General features: G+C 41.3%; 18 protein-coding genes. 8 read left to right on the top strand and 10 right to left on the bottom strand.

The window, feature by feature from the left end:
* Window positions 1–58: 58 nt before the first annotated feature.
* The 6 genes from AN390_RS08745 to AN390_RS08720 form a co-directional block, all read right to left on the bottom strand.
* Window positions 59–1,474, bottom strand: a complete 1,416-nt coding sequence (locus AN390_RS08745; protein WP_055253942.1) for an efflux transporter outer membrane subunit — start codon at window positions 1,472–1,474, stop codon at window positions 59–61.
* Window positions 1,471–4,605 (bottom strand): efflux RND transporter permease subunit, encoded by a 3,135-nt coding sequence (locus tag AN390_RS08740; RefSeq protein ID WP_054981829.1) that lies wholly within the window; start codon window positions 4,603–4,605, stop codon window positions 1,471–1,473. Before AN390_RS08740 ends, AN390_RS08745 begins: the two co-directional genes overlap by 4 nt.
* Window positions 4,606–4,617: 12 nt before the next feature.
* Entirely contained in the window at window positions 4,618–5,787 is a 1,170-nt protein-coding gene (locus tag AN390_RS08735; protein ID WP_055253940.1) for an efflux RND transporter periplasmic adaptor subunit, read from the bottom strand.
* Window positions 5,788–6,045: 258 nt separating this feature from the next.
* On the bottom strand, window positions 6,046–7,326 hold the full coding sequence (locus AN390_RS08730) for a hemolysin family protein (protein WP_055253938.1): 1,281 nt from the start codon (window positions 7,324–7,326) through the stop codon (window positions 6,046–6,048).
* A gap of 114 nt (window positions 7,327–7,440) precedes the next feature.
* Entirely contained in the window at window positions 7,441–8,151 is a 711-nt protein-coding gene (locus AN390_RS08725; protein ID WP_055253936.1) for an ABC transporter substrate-binding protein, read from the bottom strand.
* A gap of 119 nt (window positions 8,152–8,270) precedes the next feature.
* Window positions 8,271–9,380: an arginase family protein gene (locus AN390_RS08720; protein WP_055253934.1), complete on the bottom strand. Its 1,110-nt coding sequence runs from the start codon at window positions 9,378–9,380 to the stop codon at window positions 8,271–8,273.
* Between the two features lie 435 nt (window positions 9,381–9,815).
* Here AN390_RS08720 and udp point away from each other — a divergent pair, with 435 nt between their 5' ends.
* A complete protein-coding gene (gene udp / locus AN390_RS08715; RefSeq protein WP_004588758.1) occupies window positions 9,816–10,571 on the top strand; it encodes a uridine phosphorylase in 756 nt (251 codons plus the stop codon).
* 81 nt (window positions 10,572–10,652) lie between these two features.
* Here udp and cdd read toward each other — a convergent pair whose 3' ends face one another.
* Entirely contained in the window at window positions 10,653–11,579 is a 927-nt protein-coding gene (gene cdd / locus AN390_RS08710; RefSeq protein WP_055253932.1) for a cytidine deaminase, read from the bottom strand.
* A 107-nt stretch (window positions 11,580–11,686) separates the two neighbouring features.
* The gene (gene ppc, locus AN390_RS08705) at window positions 11,687–14,332 is read right to left on the bottom strand and encodes a phosphoenolpyruvate carboxylase (protein WP_004588760.1); all 2,646 of its coding nucleotides are present in this window, start codon (window positions 14,330–14,332) and stop codon (window positions 11,687–11,689) included.
* Between the two features lie 120 nt (window positions 14,333–14,452).
* Here ppc and AN390_RS08700 point away from each other — a divergent pair, with 120 nt between their 5' ends.
* The 7 genes from AN390_RS08700 to AN390_RS08665 all read left to right on the top strand — a co-directional run bounded on the left by AN390_RS08700 (window position 14,453) and on the right by AN390_RS08665 (window position 19,857).
* Window positions 14,453–14,851, top strand: a complete 399-nt coding sequence (locus AN390_RS08700; protein WP_024031936.1) for a thiol-disulfide oxidoreductase DCC family protein — start codon at window positions 14,453–14,455, stop codon at window positions 14,849–14,851.
* Entirely contained in the window at window positions 14,848–15,570 is a 723-nt protein-coding gene (locus AN390_RS08695; RefSeq protein ID WP_055253930.1) for an SDR family NAD(P)-dependent oxidoreductase, read from the top strand. Before AN390_RS08700 ends, AN390_RS08695 begins: the two co-directional genes overlap by 4 nt.
* A 9-nt stretch (window positions 15,571–15,579) precedes the next feature.
* Window positions 15,580–16,191 (top strand): flavin reductase family protein, encoded by a 612-nt coding sequence (locus tag AN390_RS08690; protein WP_004588763.1) that lies wholly within the window; start codon window positions 15,580–15,582, stop codon window positions 16,189–16,191.
* Window positions 16,192–16,349: 158 nt separating this feature from the next.
* Entirely contained in the window at window positions 16,350–17,570 is a 1,221-nt protein-coding gene (locus AN390_RS08685) for a Xaa-Pro peptidase family protein (RefSeq protein WP_055253928.1), read from the top strand.
* Between the two features lie 110 nt (window positions 17,571–17,680).
* Complete coding sequence (locus AN390_RS08680; protein WP_055253926.1) at window positions 17,681–18,340, top strand: DsbA family oxidoreductase; 660 nt, start codon at window positions 17,681–17,683, stop codon at window positions 18,338–18,340.
* 334 nt (window positions 18,341–18,674) lie between these two features.
* On the top strand, window positions 18,675–19,406 hold the full coding sequence (locus AN390_RS08670) for a MauE/DoxX family redox-associated membrane protein (protein ID WP_055253921.1): 732 nt from the start codon (window positions 18,675–18,677) through the stop codon (window positions 19,404–19,406).
* Between the two features lie 106 nt (window positions 19,407–19,512).
* Complete coding sequence (locus AN390_RS08665; protein WP_029771693.1) at window positions 19,513–19,857, top strand: TonB family protein; 345 nt, start codon at window positions 19,513–19,515, stop codon at window positions 19,855–19,857.
* A 67-nt stretch (window positions 19,858–19,924) separates the two neighbouring features.
* On the opposite strand, the gene AN390_RS08660 is transcribed toward AN390_RS08665, so the two are convergent.
* Together AN390_RS08660 and AN390_RS08655 are read right to left on the bottom strand one after the other, a co-directional pair.
* A complete protein-coding gene (locus tag AN390_RS08660) occupies window positions 19,925–20,203 on the bottom strand; it encodes a peptidylprolyl isomerase (RefSeq protein ID WP_004588770.1) in 279 nt (92 codons plus the stop codon).
* A gap of 108 nt (window positions 20,204–20,311) precedes the next feature.
* Entirely contained in the window at window positions 20,312–20,734 is a 423-nt protein-coding gene (locus AN390_RS08655; protein ID WP_055253920.1) for a hypothetical protein, read from the bottom strand.
* Window positions 20,735–20,751 lie beyond the last annotated feature (17 nt).

Raw genomic sequence — 20,751 nt, 5'->3', positions numbered from 1 at the left:
CGCATACTTAATACAGCGTAAGCTCATTGCATAGCTTAACTTAACAACACCCTTCATTTTACAGCTCTTGCACAGGTGTTTTAGCTATATTCCAGCCGCCACCTAAAGCTTTATACAAGTTAATTTGGCTGGCAAGGTAAGCCTGCTGACCTGTTATTAACTGCTGTTGAGCCGAGTACCACGTACGCTGTGCATCAAGTACTTGTAGGTAGCTATCAGCCCCTTTTTCGTAACGCATTTTTGATAAATCGTACGTTAGCTGACGCGAACTAATTAACATATCGAGGGCATCAAGTTGCTCTTTGTAGCCTTCTCTATCTGCTAATGCATCGGCAGTTTCACGAAACGCATTTTGAATTTTTTGCTGGTACGTCGCCACCGCAATTTCTTGATCGGCCTTAGCCACATCAAGGTTTGCCTGGTTACGTCCCATAGTAAAAATTGGTAAGTTGATTGACGGTACAAAGCTCCACGTCCCTGAGCCTGAATCAAACAAGCCACTTAAATCGCTAGACGTACTGCCCGCAGTCGCGGTTAAGCTAATGCTTGGGTAAAACGCCGCACGCGCTATACCAATATTCGCGTTAGCGGCTAATAAAGCGTGCTCAGCGGCTTTGATATCAGGGCGCTGCGTTAATAAATCAGAGGGTAAACCAACAGGTACTTCTGGTAAGTCCAGTAAATTAGTTAACGATTTTGTCGGTAATAAATCACTCGATACAGGGCGCCCTACCAGTAAATCTAACGCGCTTTTATCACGTTTTAACAAGCGTTTATATGTTGCTATATCTACTTTTGCAGTGGCAACCGTACTTTTAAGCTGCTCAAGCGTAATTGCCGATGTAGCGCCTAAATCAAAGCTTTTTTGCGTAAGCGAGAGCGACTCCTGCTGCGAGCTTAATGTTTCTTTAGCAAGCTCTAATAGCTGTAAGTCAGTTGCGTAGTTTAACCAAGCATTGGCAAGCTCAGCAATGAGTGAAATTTGCGTGCTGTATTGCGTAAGCTCAGTGTTATAGAGGTTTTGCAGGGCTTGCTCAGACTGGTTACGTACCTTACCCCAAATATCTAATTCATAAGAGGTAATACCGACCGTTGCGCTGTACTGTGAGCTAATGCCTGCTTCACCCGTACTGGTTAAATCAGCCGGTAAACGTTGGCGCGTAGCCCCACCATTAAAATCTAATGAAGGGTATAAACCCGAATCTTCAATTTGGTATAAACCGCGTACACGCTGCACATTTAATACTGCTATTTGCATATCTTTATTATGCTCAAGGCTTAAGCTAATCAAGGTTTGCAATTTTTCATCATTAAAAAATTGCTGCCAGTGTAACTGTTGCGCTGCTGCTTGCCCAGTGTCAGATACATAAGTATCTGGCACTGGTAAACCAAGCTCTTTTTGCTCAGGGGCTAGTTGGCAGCCACTTAAAACAACTAATGTAATTGCGCTTAAAGTGAAGCGTTTAATGCTCATTGTGCGCTCTCCTTTTTATCGTCGGTGTTTTTCATTGGAAATACACGACGAACTAAAACAAAGAATAACGGCACAAATACCACCACTAAAATAGAAGAGGCAAGCGTACCACCTATAATCGAAATACCCAGTGCATTTTGCGCACCTGAACCGGCACTTGAGGCAATAGCAAGCGGTATAACACCACAAATAAAGGCCATTGAGGTCATTAATATTGGACGTAAGCGTAAGCGTACTGCTGCAATAGCCGCATCGACTAACCCTAGACCTTCTTGCATTTTATGAATCGCAAATTCTACGATTAATATTGCATTTTTAGAGGCTAATCCTATGGTGGTTAATAAACCTACCTGAAGGTAAATATCATTAGATAAACCTGCCATTACCGCGGCAACCGTCGCACCAAATATACCTAATGGCACAATAAGCATAACCGCAAACGGTACAGACCAGCTTTCATAAAGCGCTGCTAAACATAAAAATACAAACAATAGCGATAAACCGTAAAGTAACGGGGCTTGGCCACTGCTAGAGCGCTCTTGAAACGAAATACCCGTCCACTCAGAGGCAATTCCATTAGGAAGTTGTTTAACTAAGCGCTCCATTTCATCCATTGCTTGGCCAGTACTGTAACCTGGTGCAGCAGTACCTTGAATTTCCATTGCTGAAAAGCCGTTATAACGCTCAAGACGTGGTGAACCATAGGTCCAATACGAACTTGCAAAGGCTGAAAATGGCACCATATCGCCACTGTCATTACGTACATACCACTTGTTTAAATCCTCTGGCACCATACGTCCTTGCGCTTCACCTTGAAGGTAGACCTTTTTAACGCGGCCACGGTCAATAAAGTCATTAACGTAACTACTACCCCACGCAGTTGATAGCGTGCTGTTAATATCTGCCTGAGACACTCCGAGTGCTTGTGCTTTAGCAAGGTCAACATCAAGTTGCAGCTCGGGCATATCTTCTTGTCCGTTAGGGCGTACACCCGCCAAAATTGGGCTTTGACTCGCTAAACCAAGTAATTGATTACGCGCTGCTAATAAAGCATCGTGGCCAAGTCCAACCCTGTCTTGTAAGAAAATATTAAAACCATTTGCAGTACCTAGCTCAACAATGGCTGGCGGCGGGAAAGCAAACACAAACGCTTCTTTAATCGTTGAGAAATAGCCCATTGCTTTACCTGCCACACCTTGCACAGATAAATCATCACGTTCGCGCTCATCCCAATGCTTAAAGTTTACAAAGCCTATTGCTGAGTTTTGACCAGAACCTGCAAAGCTAAATCCGGTTACCGTAAAAATACCGTTAACAGCTTCAGATTGATCGTTTAAATAGTGGTTTTCTACTTTTTTAACCACTTCTAATGTTTCTTCGGTAGTTGAGCCTGCAGGCAGTGAAACCTGGTTAAACAAAATACCTTGGTCTTCATCAGGTAAAAACGCTGTAGGTAGGCTTGAAAAGATATACACCATGCCCGCAACAATAAGGCCATAACATAAAAGGTAGCGCTTAGATAAGCGGATCATACGGCTTACAAAACTTTGCGCGCCGGCATTTGTTTTATCAAACCCGCGGTTAAAACCACTGAAAAAACGGCCAAACATCGAGCTATTATCATGCACGTGGCTAGGCTTTAAAAGCGTGGCACACAATGCAGGTGTTAAAATAAGTGCTACTAATACCGAGAGCCCCATTGCTGATACCAGCGTAATAGAAAACTGACGATAAATAACACCGGTAGAGCCACTAAAGAACGCCATCGGAATAAATACAGCCGACAGCACCATGGCAATACCCACTAGCGCGCCTTTAATTTCATCCATCGATTTACGTGTTGCTTCAAGCGCAGAGAGTTTTTCTTCACTCATTACACGCTCAACGTTTTCTACTACAACAATCGCATCATCAACCAGTAGACCTATGGCAAGTACCATCGCAAACATGGTTAATGTATTTATTGAATAGCCAAACGCGTACAAAATACCAAAAGTACCTAACAACACCACAGGTACAGCTATAGTTGGAATAAGCGTAGCGCGGAAGTTTTGTAAAAACAGATACATAACAACAAATACCAGCACAACCGCTTCTATTAATGTATGCACTACTTTTTCAATCGATAACGAAACAAACGGAGTAGTATCATAAGGAACAACAACATCTAAGCCTTCAGGAAAAAACGCTTTTAACTCTTCAATAGCAGCTTTTACACCTTCTGCGGTATCGAGTGCATTTGCCCCACTGGCAAGCTTAATACCTAAGCCCGATGCTGGTTGTCCATCGTAACGCGCTACAACACGATAGCTTTCACCACCAAGCTCTACACGGGCTACATCTTCAAGGCGTACAAACGAGCCATCGGCGTTTGCCTTAACTATAATGTCTTCAAACTCTTTTGCTGTTTGTAAACGGCTTTGTGCAGTAACGGTAGCATTAAGTTGCTGACCTTCAACCGCAGGCATGCCGCCTAATTGCCCAGCAGACACTTGGGCGTTTTGAGCACTGATTGATGCACTAATATCAGCAGGGGTTAACTTGTAGTTTTGCAGCTTAGCTGGGTCTAACCAAATACGCATAGCATACTGAGAACCAAACAGCTGAACCTCACCTACCCCTTCAACACGCGAAACAATATCTTGAACATTAGATGACACATAATCACCAATATCGATATTCGTCATGCTGCCATCTTTTGATACAAAACCCAGTACCATTAAAAAGTTACGTGCAGACTTAGCCACCGATACACCTTGCCTTTGCACTTCTTCAGGTAGCAAAGGGGTGGCTGTGGCTAACTTGTTTTGCACTTGTACCTGTGCAATATCCGGGTCAGTTTCGGCGCTAAATGAAAGCGTAAGGGTTGCTGAACCACTCGACTCAGAAGTCGATGACATATATAGCAAACCATCAAGGCCTTTCATTTTTTGCTCAATAACTTGGGTAACCGTATCCTCTAGGGTACGTGCTGATGCGCCCGGGTATGTTGCAGTAATACTAATTGCCGGCGGGGCAATTGACGGGTACTGAGCTATTGGTAAACTTTGAATAGCTAAAACACCTGCAAGCATAACCACGATAGCAAGTACCCATGCAAAGATGGGTCTGTCGATAAAAAATCGTGACATTAAAACTCTCCGTTATTGCGCTTTGTCAGCTGTTGCTGATAGTGAAACTTCAGTCGGTGTTACCGGCGCTCCAGGGCGAATTTTTTGTAACCCTTCAATAATCACTTTATCGCCATCGCTTAGCCCGTCGGTTACTAACCAGTTTGAACCAATCGTTCTGTCTACTTTTAAAACGCGGCTTTCAACGGTGTTTTCTTTGCTAACAACCATGGCTGTTGGCTCGCCTTTTGTATTACGGCTAACCCCACGTTGCGGCACTAAAATAGCGTTTTGTTTTACGCCCTCAACCACTGAGGCACGTGCATACATACCCGGTAATAATAACTTATCAGGATTTGGGAATTTAGCGCGTAAAGTAACCGACCCTGTGCTTGGGTCTACAGTCACTTCAGAGAACTGTAACGTGCCTTTAAGTGGGTAAGTTGAGCCATCTTCCATTTGCAGTTCAACATCTGTTTGCGATTGTGAATCAACGCTCAATGAACCTGAAGAAATAGCTTTTTTAAGTTGAGTTAGCTCGTTGCTTGATTGGGTTAAATCAACATAAATAGGGTCAAGCTGGGTCACTGTTGCCAGTGCTGTTGTTTGATTAGCGCTAACAAGCGCACCAACAGTAACGCTCGATTTACTAATTTGGCCACTGATTGGAGAAGATACATGGCTGTAATCTAGGTTAATTTGCGCCGATTTAAGCTGTGCTTTTGCCGTTAATAGCTCTGCTTGCGCTTGCTTTTGCGCTGCATCTGCTTCGTCAAAGTCTTGCTGACTTACGGCTTTAATTTTTAAAAGCTCGCTATAACGCGACGCTTTTGATTTAGTGCTGGCAATACTTGCCTCAGCGCGGGCCACAGCTGCTTCACTTGCTGCTAGGTCAGCTTCAAACGTAGCGGGGTCAATTTGATAAAGCGCTTGGCCTTGCTTAACTTGAGCACCTTCTTTAAATAAACGCGATTGCACAATGCCACTTACTTGCGGGCGGATTTCCGCAATTTGAAAAGCACTAATGCGACCGGGAAGCTCCTTTTTTAGTGTAAGCGCTTGGCTTTTTAATGTAATTACACCAACAGGTACTGCTTGTGGAGCTGAAGCTTGTTGCGAGTCAGCTGCTTGATCGCAACCTGTTAAAGCAACAGATCCAACGAGGGCTGTTAATACAAATAAAGCGATGCGAGAACGCTGCATGTTAAATACCTTTTAGTCTATTTATGTCTAGAGTGAACGATCATTCTAAAGTAAATCTAAACGAGAATAAATTAAAACGGGTGCAAATTTACACTAACTTACAGTTGCAAAATTAAACTACGCCATAGGTTGTAGAAGGTGTTAATTTGATGAAAAATAAAACGGATAAGTATGAAAAATAAACTTTATTGCGGTGCGTTATTTATTAACCTGCAACAAAAAAGCCAAGCTAAGCTTGGCTTTAATGCAAATTTATAACTATTTATTTATACGAGACACCAATAATTGCTCAACCCTTATGCCCTCAACATCAACCACCTCAAATTTAAAGCCATTAAAGGTAAAGTACTCAGCACGTTTAGGTATACGCTTCATTGTGTATATTAAAAAGCCAGCCACGGTTTCAAAGTGCATTTGATCGGGAAACTCTTCAATGCCTAATACTTTTGCTAAATCAGAAATCGGGGTTAAGCCATCCACTAACCATGAGTGCTCATCGCGGGCAATAATAAGTTCATCGCCTTGATGGGTAATTAAATCTCCCATAAACCCTTTCATTAAATCTTTTACGGTAACAATACCGACTAACAAGGCATATTCATTTACTACCACAGCAAACGGTTTTGCAGCACTTTTAAATGCATTTAGCGCCTCAGACAGGCTTAGGGTTTCAGGTAAATAAAACACGTCTGTTTCAATCAGCTCTTGCTTAATATTAGCTGGCTCACCTTTTAGTACTTGTCGTAGTATATCTTTTGACTCAACAGAGCCGCGTAATTTATCTAAATTACCCGAGACCACTAAAAAATGATTATGGGGGTTTTCAATAATTTTGGTGGCTATATCGTGGCTGCTTTCATTTAAGTCAAAATAAACTATTTGGTCGCGTGGGGTCATTACACTTGATAAAAAGCGTGCTTCTAGTTCAAACACATTGCCAATTAGCTCATACTCTTGTTGTTGTAAGCTGCCGTATTCTGCGCCCGCATCCATCATCGCCACAATGTCTTCGGTGGTAACAATGTCTTCTCGCTCTGCGGGTACTTTAAATAAACGCAGTACAAAATTAGTTAAACCATTAAAAAACATCACTAATGGCGTAAGTGCAAAAGTAACCCATCGCATTATTGTTACCACACGCACAGCCACCGCTTCAGGCATGATCATCGCTAAACGCTTTGGCATTAAATCAGCAAATAATATAAACAGCGAGGTAATGGTAAAAAACGAAAATAAAAAGCTAATTTTTTCAAGGTGTACACCTTGATAAAAAAGCACCAAGATACTTTGTACATAAGGCGATAGCGCTTGTTCGCCCACTATTCCGCCTAAAATAGCAATCGCGTTTAAGGCAATTTGGATCATCGCAAAAAACGCCCCAGGGTTTTCTTGCAGTTTTAATACCGCGGCTGCGTTATCACTGCCTTCATCGGCCATTACCCGCAGTTTAATTTTACGCGATGCTGCAATAGCAATTTCCGACATGGCAAACAACGCACTGATCAAGATCAATAAGCTAATCCCGATTAAATCACCCATTTAACGCTCCAAAAGTTAGCGCTTTTTCAATAAAAAGCAGCTGATTATAGACGCTTTTTTAAACGCGGCAATTTATATTTATGCTTTTACAGGCTAAATTAATAAGCCATTGAATTAGCGTTGTTTATTTTTCTTTTTTGCTTCATCGAATGCCAGCGCGAGTCTATCTTGTAGGCTTTGCGGCATGTTTTTATTACAGGCAAAGTAAAGGGGGGAGTGTTGTGTATTGAGCGTTAATATAGGCTCTAATAATTTAAGCTTTGGCTCAAACTGTGCGCGGTAGTTAAATTGTTTTTTACTTAATATAACAAAGTCGAGAATATCGTGCCGTGTGCTTATTAATTTATCTATTTTGTCTAAGCTATCAATTATCAATAAGTTTTTAGCTTCACTAAAGCCACGCTCTAGCAAATAATGGTGGCTAAAATTATCCCTAAGCACCGCTGTTTTATATTTTTTAGCATCGTTAAGCGTTTTTAAGCGAATGTTACGTGATTTAAGGGCATAAATAGCAGAGTCAAAACTTTCAAGCTCAGCCACCCAGCTAAATTTATCTTCTCGCTTAGGTAACCTTACAATAGAAAATATACAGGTATTCGTATCTCTTAATGCTGCGTTATAAGACACAGCCCAACTATGCGCTAACATAGTGTATTTAATATCTGTATTGGCGAGCGCGTTTCTCACTTTATCTACAGAGCGCCCTGCAAGTTGGTTGTTTTCGTCAATGTATTGAAAGTCGGGGAATACTTCGGTCACTATTGTAATTTCAGCTGCATTGAGCCTTATGCATGCAAAACACAACAAAAATAAGTACAGCTTCATTCAGCTTCGCCTCAAAACTAAAACAGATATACACCAACTATAGCCGAGGGTAACCGAACCGCTAGTTTTTTACCTAGCCCTATACACTGATAGGACTAGGTTTTTTAAAGACTAACCTGCTATCTATTCATTGCACTAATTAAGAACGCTGAAATTTTAGCGCCTTCACGTAATGTTGTTTCTGAACTTGCTTGGCCTACTAATGAGCTGTCGGTAAATGGCGCTATTTCCATCATGTCGGCGCCAGAAATTGGAAACTCATCGGCAATAGCTTGTAAAATATCCAGTGCATGTTGCGGGGTTAAGCCGTTATCTTCTGGTGTGCCCGTTGCTGAGGCAAATTCGGCATCGAGTGCGTCTATGTCAAAGCTTACGTACACTTCATCTACGTTATCGGCTTTAAGCTGCGCAATGGTTTCATCCGCAACCGCTTTTGCACCACGTTCTATAATTTCATTAGCCCAATGTTGTTTTACACCAAAGGTGCTTTCCCAGTGCGATTTAGGTTTACCGCTTGAGCGAATACCAAACTGGATTAAATGATGCGGTGCAGGTAAAAACTCTAATATATGCGTACACCACGAGCCAAAGCATAAATCTATCCCTAAGCGCTCTACTAATAAATCGGTATGCGCATCAAAATGAATAATAGCGGTACGTTTGCCTTGCTCACGCTTAGCTTTTAAATACGCTTTAGTTAGCGGGTAGCTAATTGAGTGATCGCCCCCAATACCAAATATGCCTTTATCTTTAAATGTGGCGTAAAAACTGTCACACACATCTTCGGTAATAGAAAGTGGGCTTACGTAGTAATCATCGTTTTTATCGCCGTATAGGGCTTTTTGGCAGTTTGAAATTGTGGCGTCGTTTAAGTATTTATCATGTAATAAATGCGGGATAACGCGTACATCACCTAAATCAAAAGAGCGGCACTGGGTTTGCTGATCAATCAAGGCTGAGCGTAAAAATAATGGCCCCCAGTTTGCGCCACGTAAAATACCGCCGCCACAATCTGAGCTAATACCTAACATAACCGCTTTGTGAGGAGATTCGGGTAATTGTGTTAAAGAATCGCGCCACAAAACATCAACATTTTCGCTTTGCCCATACAATTTATTACGTAATGCCGCTTTACGCTCTTTCGCGGTATTAACTGTAAATACACCATCGCCAGGTGCACATAAACAGTGCTCTACTTTACGTTTAAACGCGTCAAATTGTGTGCTCATAATAAATCCTATACTTGTGTGTTTTATTCATGTGGTTTTGATTAGTTATGCAAAAACTAAAATTATCGGCCTATTTGCAAATAACGCGTAAGGCGCTCACTTATTGCTCAAGCATTATTTATGCGCTTATATAAAAGCCGTTAAAAAAAAGCTAAAATAAAACCGTAACTGTTTGTTATTAAATAACTAAAAACGCTTTAAACCACGTATTGATAAATTTAAATTATCACCATAATCAATACATATAGACTCTCAATAAACAAGTCAACCACCCGCCTTTTAACGAACTTTAAGCCTTTGATTTAATATTCAATGTGAATGAATAAAGCCATCATTTATAAGTATTTTTCAACATCGGACATACGTCCTGTACTTAGTTTACATTTGCCGTAATGATGCTAGATTGACAACAAATTTTTATAAAAAGGCTTAGTTATGGAAAAGGTATTTCACTTAGGATTATGTATTGACGATTTAAAAGGGGCTGAACTTGCTATTGTCCCTGGTGACCCAGATCGTGCTGCACGCATTTCTCAATTCCTAGACAACCCAACCTGCCTTGCTCAAACACGTGAGTTTCATGTTTATTTAGGCCAGTTAAATGGTCACTCTGTGGTGATTTGTTCAACCGGTATTGGCGGCCCTTCAACCTCTATTGCTGTAGAGGAGCTGGCACAGCTTGGCGTACGTACTTTCTTACGTATTGGTACTACTGGGGCAATTCAGCCACATATTAATGAAGGTGATATTTTAGTAAGCCAAGCGTCTGTGCGTTTAGATGGCGCAAGCCAACACTTTGCACCACTTAGCTACCCTGCGGTATCTGACTTTTTTGCGACTCAAGCTATGGTGCAAGCGTGTAAAAACCTAGATATCGACTTCCACATTGGTATTACTGCCTCAAGCGACACATTCTACCCAGGGCAAGAGCGTTACGATACGCATTCGGGTTATGTACCTAAGTCATTACAAGGTAGCTGTGAAGAGTGGCAAAACCTAGGCGTGATGAACTACGAAATGGAGTCTGCTACCTTATTTACCATGTGTGCAGCGCTAGGCCTTAAAGCGGCGTGTGTTGCCGGTGTATTGGTTAACCGTACTCGCCAAGAAATTCCAAATGTTGATCACGGTGAAATTGAGAAGAAATCTGTGGCCGTGGTATTAGAAGCTGCAAAAGTACTATTAGGCTAATGCCTTTTTAGCGCTTTAATAAAACGCATAAAGCACAGCAATTGCTGTGCTTTAATGTTTTTAGCTTACCCTAAATTCTGGTTACCTTAGCTTTGCGCTAATCACTTCTATTTCTGGCAAATTGCTAAAGCTTGCAAGTACCGCACGTGCTACTCCCCCTTGGTTTTCATGACCTTGGGTTTCTAACAGTGTAATTGCTTTAATCGTTTTATCGTTAAAGCTAAGACCCGCTAAAAACAATTGACTAAGCGCACTTTGTAGTGGCGAAAGGCTTGGGCTATAAGCCGCGTTTTCTGCGTAACTGCCGTAAAAGTCACCATTATTAAAGGTGCTTATTTTAACTGCGCTAAAGTTGTTACTGTAAGGTACGTAGGCCATTAGCGCCATGGCTGCTAGTTTTTCATCAAGGGCTGTATCTGCAAATGTGTGTTGCTGCTGTTTTGGGTTAAACAGGCTAAAATCGTTGCCTAAATCTGTGGGGCCAAATGAATGCGGTAATAAATCAGCTAATTTAAAGTGCTGATCTGGTAGTAAAATATCAAACTCTTTTGCATCAGCCAGTTCGTTCATAAACTGCCTGCAATAGCCACATGGGGCATCGCTAATTGCTATTTTTAGTATTTTTTTTGCGCCATTTAACCACGCATTGTTAATCGCCGACTGCTCTGCATGCACGACTAGACTAAGCGCCTGGTGATCAAACTCAACATTCGCACCAAAATAAAAATTTATATCACCTTGCTCATCAAGTGCTTTAACAATAGCTCCCACATGAAAATGAGAAACAGGAGCCACCGAAAATTCAGACGCTAAAGGCACTAAACCTTGTAATAACGCGTCATCAGATACATTAAGTTGCGCGCATAATTGGCTAATATCGTTAGGATGTAAAATACCGCGCTGGGCTTTTAATTGGCTGCGTAATGCTTGAGTTTGCGTAACGCTTAGTGAGATATGTGAATTTGTGAGTGCTGTGTCTTGTTGCACAGTAAAAGTTGCTGATGCCATAACATATTATAATTATTTAATGGCTAAGTAGTTTAAAAGGTTAGGCGCCTAAATGCCAGCAAAAAAAGGGAGCACACTGTGCTCCCCTATTTTTTAGTTAAAGTAGACTAACCAGTATTACGCATACCTGCGGCAATACCAGTCATAGTGATCATTAATGCATTATCAATATCACCTTCACTCACTTTATCGCTTGAGCGCGAACGGCGCAGCAGCTCAACTTGCAGTACATTAAGCGGATCGGTGTACGGATTACGCAGTGCAATCGACTCTTTTATCCATGGCTGATCTGCCAATAAGCTATTTTGCGGGCTAAGCGATTGCACTAAGCTAATTGCTTCTTCTAGCTCTTTACGTAACGAGGTACCTAGTGGTTTGTACATGTCTTCCACCAGCGCGTTATCGTAATGCTCACTTAACCAGCTATCGGCTTTACTAAATACCATTTCTAGCATTTCAAGGCGTGCTCTGAAAAATGGCCATTGCAGGCTCATTTCGTGCAGTGTTTCTATGCCGTATTTATCGAGTGCCGCTTTTAAGCCTGTTAATGCGCCAAGCCATGCAGGTAACATTAAACGGTTTTGACTCCATGCAAAAATCCATGGAATAGCACGTAAGCTCTCAACCCCACCATTTGGGTTACGTTTAGCAGGACGCGAGCCCAATGGTAATTTAGACAGCTCCAGCTCAGGCGTTGCCATTCTAAAGTAAGGAACAAAGTTTTCATCATGGCGAACCACATTACGGTAGTGATCGCATGACTGCTCGCTTATCAACTTCATTACTTCACGCCATTCTTGCTTAGGCTCTGGCGGTGGTAATAAGTTACTTTGCAGTACGGCACCCGCGTAAATATTTAAACTTTGCAGTGCTACATCGGGTAAACCAAACTTAAAGCGGATCATTTCGCCTTGCTCAGTTACACGCAAGCCACCTTTTAATGAACCAGGCGGTTGTGAATGCAATGCTTGTGCAGCAGGTGCACCACCGCGCCCTACCGTACCACCACGACCATGGAATAAAACAAGTTCAATGCCGCGCTCATCGGCAAGCTGCACTAGTTTATCCATTGCTTCGTACTGTGCCCAGCCTGCGGCCATCATGCCGGCATCTTTAGCTGAATCAGAATAACCAATCATGACATTTTGGGTATTTTTAATATGCCCGCGGTACCATACGTTATCAAGCAAAGTGGTAATTACATCACTACCAGCGTTTAAATCGTCAAGCGTTTCAAACAAAGGCGCTACTGGTAAATCAAACTGACAGCCACTTTCTTTTAAAAGCAGTTGTACAGCTAAAATGTCAGAGGCGGTACGCGCCATTGAAATAATGTACAAGCCAAATGTTTTTTCATCTTGCTTAGCTATTACATCAAAGGTGTCGAGTACTTCTTGCACCTCTGGACTTGGTTGCCAGTTTTTAGGAATAAGCGGACGGCGAGAATTAAGCTCGGTAAGCAAAAATGCTTGTTTGTCTTGCTCTTGCCATTGGTTGTAATCGCCTAAGCCTAGGTGGCGTGTAAGCTCAGAAAACACATCGCTGTGGCGGTCTGAATCTTGGCGTACATCAAGTTTTGCCAAACGCAGGCCAAAGCTATTTATACGGTGCAGTAAATCAAGTAATAAACCATCGGCGACAACTTTCATGTTGCACTTTAATAAAGAGCGATAGCACACCTCTACTGGGTGCTTGATTTGATTTATATCAGTGATTAAGTCTTCTGAATCGCTGCGCTTATTCTTGATTTTTGCACCTAAATGCACCACTGTTTCAGAGACTTGGTTTTTAAGCTTTTTAAGTACAGCGCGATAAGGTTCAAAGTCTTGTCCTGCCAGCTCAATTAGCTCATCGCTTGCATCTGACATGCTCAGCTCTGCGCTTAGCGTGTCAATATCACGGCTGTATAAATCAAGTGCCATCCAACGACCATGGTCAAGTACTTGCTGTGTTACCTGTGCGGTTACAAATGGGTTACCGTCACGGTCTCCGCCCATCCAAGAGGTAAACTCAATGGGGCTGTAATCAATCGGAAGCTCTAAACTTAAATGCTCTTTAACTTGATCTGAAAACTCACGTAAAAAGCGTGGCACAGCATGCCATAAGCTGTTTTCAATAACAGCGTATCCCCATTTAGCTTCATCAACTGGGCTTGGGCGAGAACGACGAATATCATCGGTGTGCCATGCTTGGCTGATAAGCTGAGCGATGCGATTTAAAATAGCTTCACGTTCTTGTGGTAAATTGTCTTTGCGCTCAAGCGATGCTAAACAATCACTTAATTCTACGTGCTTATTAATAATTGTACGGCGCGTCACCTCGGTTGGGTGAGCGGTTAATACTAAGTTTATGTGGAGTTTTGAGAGTGTTTCGGCCAGATGATTACTATCTAATTGGCCTTCTTTTGCTTTTGCAGTTAACGTTTTTAATGTTTGAGTGAGAGGGTTTAGTTGGCAAAAACCAACATCATTAAAACGCGAAACAGTGTGGAACTGCTCTGCTACATTAGCTAAATTTAAAAAATGATTAAATGAACGGGCAACCGGTAAAAGCTCTTCATCACTAAGCGCATGTAGTACCTCAATTAGCGCTTGTCTGTCGTCTTCGTTACCACTGCGAGATGACTTTGATAAAGCACGAATTTCCTCTACTTTATCTAAAATCGCTTGGCCTTGGGCATCTTTAATAGTTTGTCCTAGTAGCTGCCCAAGTAAATTAACATTACCTCGCAAGGCGGCATATTGTTCACTCATTTCTCAGTCTCCTTTGTTTCATGGAATGCTATTAATATCATCATGAGCGCAGATTTAATAGATCCATTTGCAATGGTGAATCGTAATTAGCTATATGTAAATTATTAGAAAACGGCTTTTATGATCATTTTTTACGACGCCAGCTGCCCGCTTTGCAATACCGAAATGCAGCACCTTAAAGATGCTGATACTAAACATAAAATTGTTTTAGAAGACCTTAATAGCCACGATTTTAGCGCACGTTATCCAAGTGTTAATAAAAACAAGGCCATGGCTATATTGCATGCACAGTTACCAACTGGCGAGATGATTTACGGCTTAGATGTTACCTATCAAGCGTGGAAAACAGTAGGCAAATACCGCTGGTTGAAAATTTTTCGCTTGCCAATAATTCGCTACTTCGCTGATGCCGCCTATATGTTTTTTGCAAAACACAGACAAAAAATAAGCCGTTTGCTCATGCCAAACGCCTCCTGTTTAAACGGCCAATGCACTGTTAATACAAAGGACAAACAATGAAAACAATTGTTTTATTTGGTGCCAGCAGCGCAATAGCACAAGCTTATATTGAGCACCTACAAATAAATGCACCCACAGTGCAAGTTATATGTGTTAGCTCAAAAAAGGCAGATACAAATAGTAATGTTGTTTACATAAAGAGCGATTACACAGCGCAAAGCTTAGCCAAGGTTACAACTTACTTAAAAGAGCAAAATGCCGATATTCAACAAGTCGTTATGTTTAATGGCACATTGCACAATAAAAACCACATGCCAGAAAAAAAGCTAGAAGAGCTAAACGCAGACTATTTTAATGAATTATTTAATTCCAACACACTCACTCCCTTACTGTGCTTACAAAGCATTTTGCCGCTGTTAACACATAAAACGCAGTGCACTATAACGGCGCTCAGTGCGCGTGTGGGCAGTATTAATGATAATAAATTAGGCGGTTGGTATACATACCGCGCATCTAAAGCGGCCTTAAACATGCTATTTAAAACCGCAGCGGTAGAACTGGCGCGCCGAGCTAAAAATACTAAACTGGTGTTATTTCATCCGGGCACTACCGATACTGCGCTTTCAAAACCATTTCAAAAAAACGTACCTGCGGATAAGCTTTTTAGCGCTGAATTTGTAGCTAAACAGCTTTTTACACTTACGTTTAATAACCCTCATTTAGAACTTAACGGTGAGCCCGCCTATTTAGATTGGCAAGGCGAAGCCATACCCTGGTAAGGACCTTTAATGCATTTTACTAAAGAGCGCATAAACGCACTTGAAAAACACACTCGTACTCATTTAATTAATTCTCTTTCGGGTTTTAAAAGCGCCAACTTAATTGGCACGCAAGACAAGCAAGGCAATACAAATGTAGCTATTGTTAGCTCGGTTATTCATTTAGGGGCTCACCCGCCATTGGTTGGCATGATAATGCGCCCTAATAGCGTGCCTCGCCATACGTTTGAAAACATCATAGAAACCGGTTGTTACACCATTAACCAAGTAAATAAGGCCATATATAAGCAAGCTCATCAAACATCAGCTCGCTACGATAAAGGCGAGTCAGAGTTTGACGCAACAGGTTTAACGCCAGAATACTTAAATGAATTTACAGCCCCTTTTGTGCAAGAGTCGCGATTAAAATACTCTGTAAAATACGTTGAGCACCAACACTTAGCCGTTAATGGCACTGAGCTGGTTATAGGTGAAATTACCGATGTGTATTTAGATGAAGCGGCGCTACAAAGTGATGGCTTTTTAGATTTACAAGCTATTGAGACTGTGGCTGTAACTGGGCTTGATAGTTACCACACTAGCAATAAATTATCGCGTTTACCTTACGCTAAAAAACCTTAGCATGCATGTTGTCGCATATTATTGAATTATGGTTTTACATTAAACACAATGCCTAACACCAATCTGCTTATTGGGGCTTTTTAACATTTTAGTGAAATTTAATTTGTTCAATTGCTCAAGTATTTATGCAGCTTGGTATTGAAACCAAGGAGACTTTTATGGCCACACTAGGCGTTGGTACACACACAAGCGAGCAAGCATTAGCGGGATTAAGCAATATGACCGCCAATGTAACCCCTATTCAAGCAGATGAATATTTACAGCGCATTGCAAAAGCACAAGCTTATATGCAAGCAAATAATATTGATGCAATTTATTTAAATGCAGGTACAAACCTCACTTACTTCACTGGTATGAAATGGTATGCAAGTGAGCGCATGGTTGGCGCCATTTTACCCGCTATAGGCGATGTACAATACATAGCCCCTTATTTTGAAATTGGCACCCTAAACGGCTTTAAAGTGATTGAAGGCCCCATTCATGGCTGGCAAGAACATCAAAGCCCATATGCGTTATTTGTAAGTGTACTCAAGCAGCTCAACATACCTGACAATGCCACAATAGGCATTGATGAAAGTGCCCAGTTTTTTATATTCGACGGTATTAACAAAGCGCAAAAAGGCTTAAATATAGTTAATGCACAAAGCGTTACTGCACATTGCCGCATGCATAAGTCAGTAAACGAATTAGCGCTTATGCAATGCGCAATGGATATGACCCTTGCAGTGCACCAAGCAACTGCAAGCATGCTATATGAAGGTATTACCACCACAGAGGTAGAAGCCTTTATTAAAAAAGCGCATCAAAAGGTAGGTGCACCAGGTAACTATTTTTGCATTGTTTTATTTGGTGTGGCGACCTCATTTCCACATGGCGTTAAAGATGCGCAAGTGCTTAAAAAAGGCGATATGGTATTAATAGATACCGGTTGCAAAGTGCATGATTACCTTTCAGATATAACCCGCACCTATGTATTTGGTGAGCCAACAGTGCGCCAGCGCATGTTTTGGGATCATGAAAAAGCAGCGCAACTCGCCGCCTTTAGTGCTGCAAAAATTGGCGCTACGTGTGAAGCAGTTGACGCAGGCGCTCGTCACTATTTAGCGGCTCACGGATTGGGGCCACAGTATCAAACACCCGGCTGCCCACATCGTACGGGCCATGGTATTGGCTTAGATATTCACGAATGGCCTTATCTAGTCGGTGGAGACAAAACCCCACTTGCACCTGGCATGTGTTTTAGTAACGAGCCAATGCTAGTTATACCCGATGAATTTGGTGTGCGTTTGGAGGATCACTTTTATATGACCGACAACGGCCCACATTGGTTTACACAGCCAAGTTATAGTATTGACGACCCGTTTGGGCTTAACGCTTAAACCCTTTATAAAGAGCAGCCATTAGCTGCTCTTTTTAGTTTGAGGATTGATAATGCATACTTCATCCCAATATCCTCTGTTATACCAAAGCAATCCGCAAAAGGATGAATATGAAAAACTTTAAAATTGATATCGTGTCAGACGTAATGTGCCCATGGTGCGTAATAGGTTATAAAAACCTAGAAACAGCGCTTGGCCAACTTAAAGACGAGATGAGTGCAGATATTACGTGGCATCCTTTTGAGCTAAACCCTGACATGCCGCTTGAAGGTCAAAATTTAAACGAGCACCTAATGCAAAAGTACAACCTGACTGAAGAGCAAGGCGATGAAAATCGCAAAAACATGTTCGAAGCAGGTCAGCGTGCCGGTTTTATCTTTAATTTTGATGGTGAGCGCATCATGATCAACAGCTTTGATTTACACCGCCTACTTACTTGGGCGCGTGAAGAAGATAAGCAAACCGAATTAAAGCTTGCCATGTTTGAAGCACACTTCACCGATTTAAAATACTTAAATCAAGAAGAGGCACTGCTTGATGTAGTCGCAAGTGTTGGCCTTGATAAAGAGCAGGCGCGTAGTATTTTACACTCAGATAAATACGTTCAAACAGTACGCCAAGAGCAAGACCGCTTTAAGCAACTCGGTATTACCTCTGTACCTACATTTATTATCAACGATAAATACGCAATCAGTGGCGGACAACCAAGCGACTCGTTTATTCAAGCACTAAAACAAATTAGTGAAGAAGAGGCTAAGCAAGACGCTTAGCAAGTAAGCTGCTGTTTAACATATATAAGGCTGCGCAATGCAGTCTTGTATGGTTTTAAAGGTGCAGCGTGACTTTACTGCCTACGTGAACCTATTTTTCTATAAGCTTTTAACAAAAACCCTCTGCTACTCAAACTTTACCTTCTGCGCTTTTATAAAAGTGCTGGCACTATACGTGCATTGCCTATTTTGTGTTCTTAATGAGTGTGCTGCGCGCTATTTTATTTCAAATGCCACGTAAATATTACAAGGTGCTATTAACTTCTTTCATACCGCCATTCACTCACTATTAATTAAGGGCTAACGAGTAACTAAATACGCATAAGGAGCAAGCATGGCTAAGTCAGCAACATTATACAGAATGGTAACTAATGAGCATATTTGCCCATTTGGACTCAAATCAAAAGATTTACTTAAGCGAAAAGGCTATAAGGTAGATGATAAGCCGCTGACTTCGCGCGAAGAAACCGATGCATTTCAACAAAAGCACAATGTTGATACCACACCACAAACATTTATCGATAACGAACGCATTGGCGGGTATGACGACCTGCGAGCTTACTTTAATAAATCGGAGCCAGGCCAACAAGGTACTACTTATACTCCCGTAACGGCCATTTTTGCTGTTACCTTATTGCTTGCCTTTGCATTTAGCTACTCGGCTGGCTTTGCACTTTTTTCTATGCATACAGTTATGCTGTTTGTCGCGTTAACAATGGGCGTACTGGCTATTCAAAAATTACGCGACTTATACAGCTTTAGTAATTCTTTTATAACCTATGATTTATTTGCGATGAAAGTAGTGAGATATGCTTATGTGTATCCATTTTTAGAAGCATTTGTAAGTATTGGCATGATTGCAGGGCTTTCAGCTTATATTGTTGCACCAATTTCTTTATTTATTGGGGGTGTTGGCGCCGTGTCGGTGATTAAGGCTGTTTACATAGACAAACGCGAGCTTAAATGTGCCTGTGTTGGCGGAGATAGTAATGTACCGCTGGGATTTGTCTCTCTAACCGAAAACCTGTTTATGATTGCGGCGGGTATCTGGATGTTTATTAAATAACCTTAATTCAGGTTAAATAATGAGCTTGATAACTAACCGGATTATTTTACATGATTGGTATTTTAGTGTAAAAAAGGCTACTAACTAAATAATAAAAGGAATTAAAATGAAATACTTACTGTCTATCATTGCCGCTCTAATCATTACTGGCTGTACTACAACTCCACTTCAAGACAGTCCTACCGCAACAGTAAAATCAACAGTTCCCCCTAAATACCCTGTTGCAGAGGTACGTAACAAAACAGAAGGTTTTGTTACCATGTCTTATGATGTAGATAGTTATGGGCGCCCAAATAATATTAAAGTTATTAACGCTAAACCTGAGCAAGTGTTTAATAGCGAAGCCAAACGTGCCCTATCTAAATGGCAGTACTCACCTAAAGTTGTTAATGGTGTTGCTGTACCTGATAAAAACTTAGAAATGACAATTGAGTTTAATTTGGATAATTAATAATCGGGTAAGGTTATATCTTAAAGGCTGCAGTGTGCAGCCTTTTTAGTATTTGTCAGCGAGCTTATTAAGTACGATAAAGCACTTTAATTACATGCCAGCCAAATTTAGTTTTAACTAAATGTGGCTCTAAAATAGCGCCATTAAAGGCTATTTTGTCAAACTGCGGAACCATTTGCCCGCGTCTAAATTCGCCAAGGTCACCGCCTTTTTTACCCGACGGGCACGACGAGTATTTTTTAGCTAAGGTTTGAAACTTGGCACCTTTACCTAATTGCTTAATAATGTCTTCTGCTATTTCTTTGTGTTTTACCAATATGTGGAGTGCGTGCGCTGTGCTTGCCATTTCAAAACCCTGATAATTTAAAACGCGGCGATTTTAGCACAGCCACCTAAACCTAGCATCTACTTATAGCTGACCAATCAAATAATTGGCGTCACCCAATAGCACGCTTTAATTCACAAAACCTGATATTTGGTCTAAGCAGCTATAGCTAGGGTCCGAGAGTGGGCTCAAGCTAGTTACTTTTCTAATTCGTGGTGCTTTACTTTTTTCATGACTGGCAATAAATCCCTCCACTAAAAGCATTCGATCACTACAATGCTTAACAAACCCCTCAGTTACATCACCGTAAAATGGGAATACTAAGTATTGCTTTGACATTTTTTCTAGAGCTGCACGATCTTCATAAAAATCAAGGTGTCCGTAATGTCCAACTAAGCACACCTTAGTTCCAACCAAATCATTTTGATTCTTGAAAAGTTCGCCCCAAGATATTTTTTTACATTCAATTTTTTCCTGTAAGGGAAATGCTTTTACAGAAAAGACCACAACCATTAAAACTAACAATCTAGACATAGATATAAATTTTTTCATATTTGGATTCTATTAAC

Origin of the sequence: Pseudoalteromonas sp. P1-11, from assembly GCF_001399995.1 — a bacterium.
Taxonomy (GTDB): Bacteria; Pseudomonadota; Gammaproteobacteria; order Enterobacterales; family Alteromonadaceae; genus Pseudoalteromonas; species Pseudoalteromonas atlantica.
Note: the sequence above shows the minus strand (reverse complement) of the source record. Positions and strands in the feature narration are given on the sequence as shown.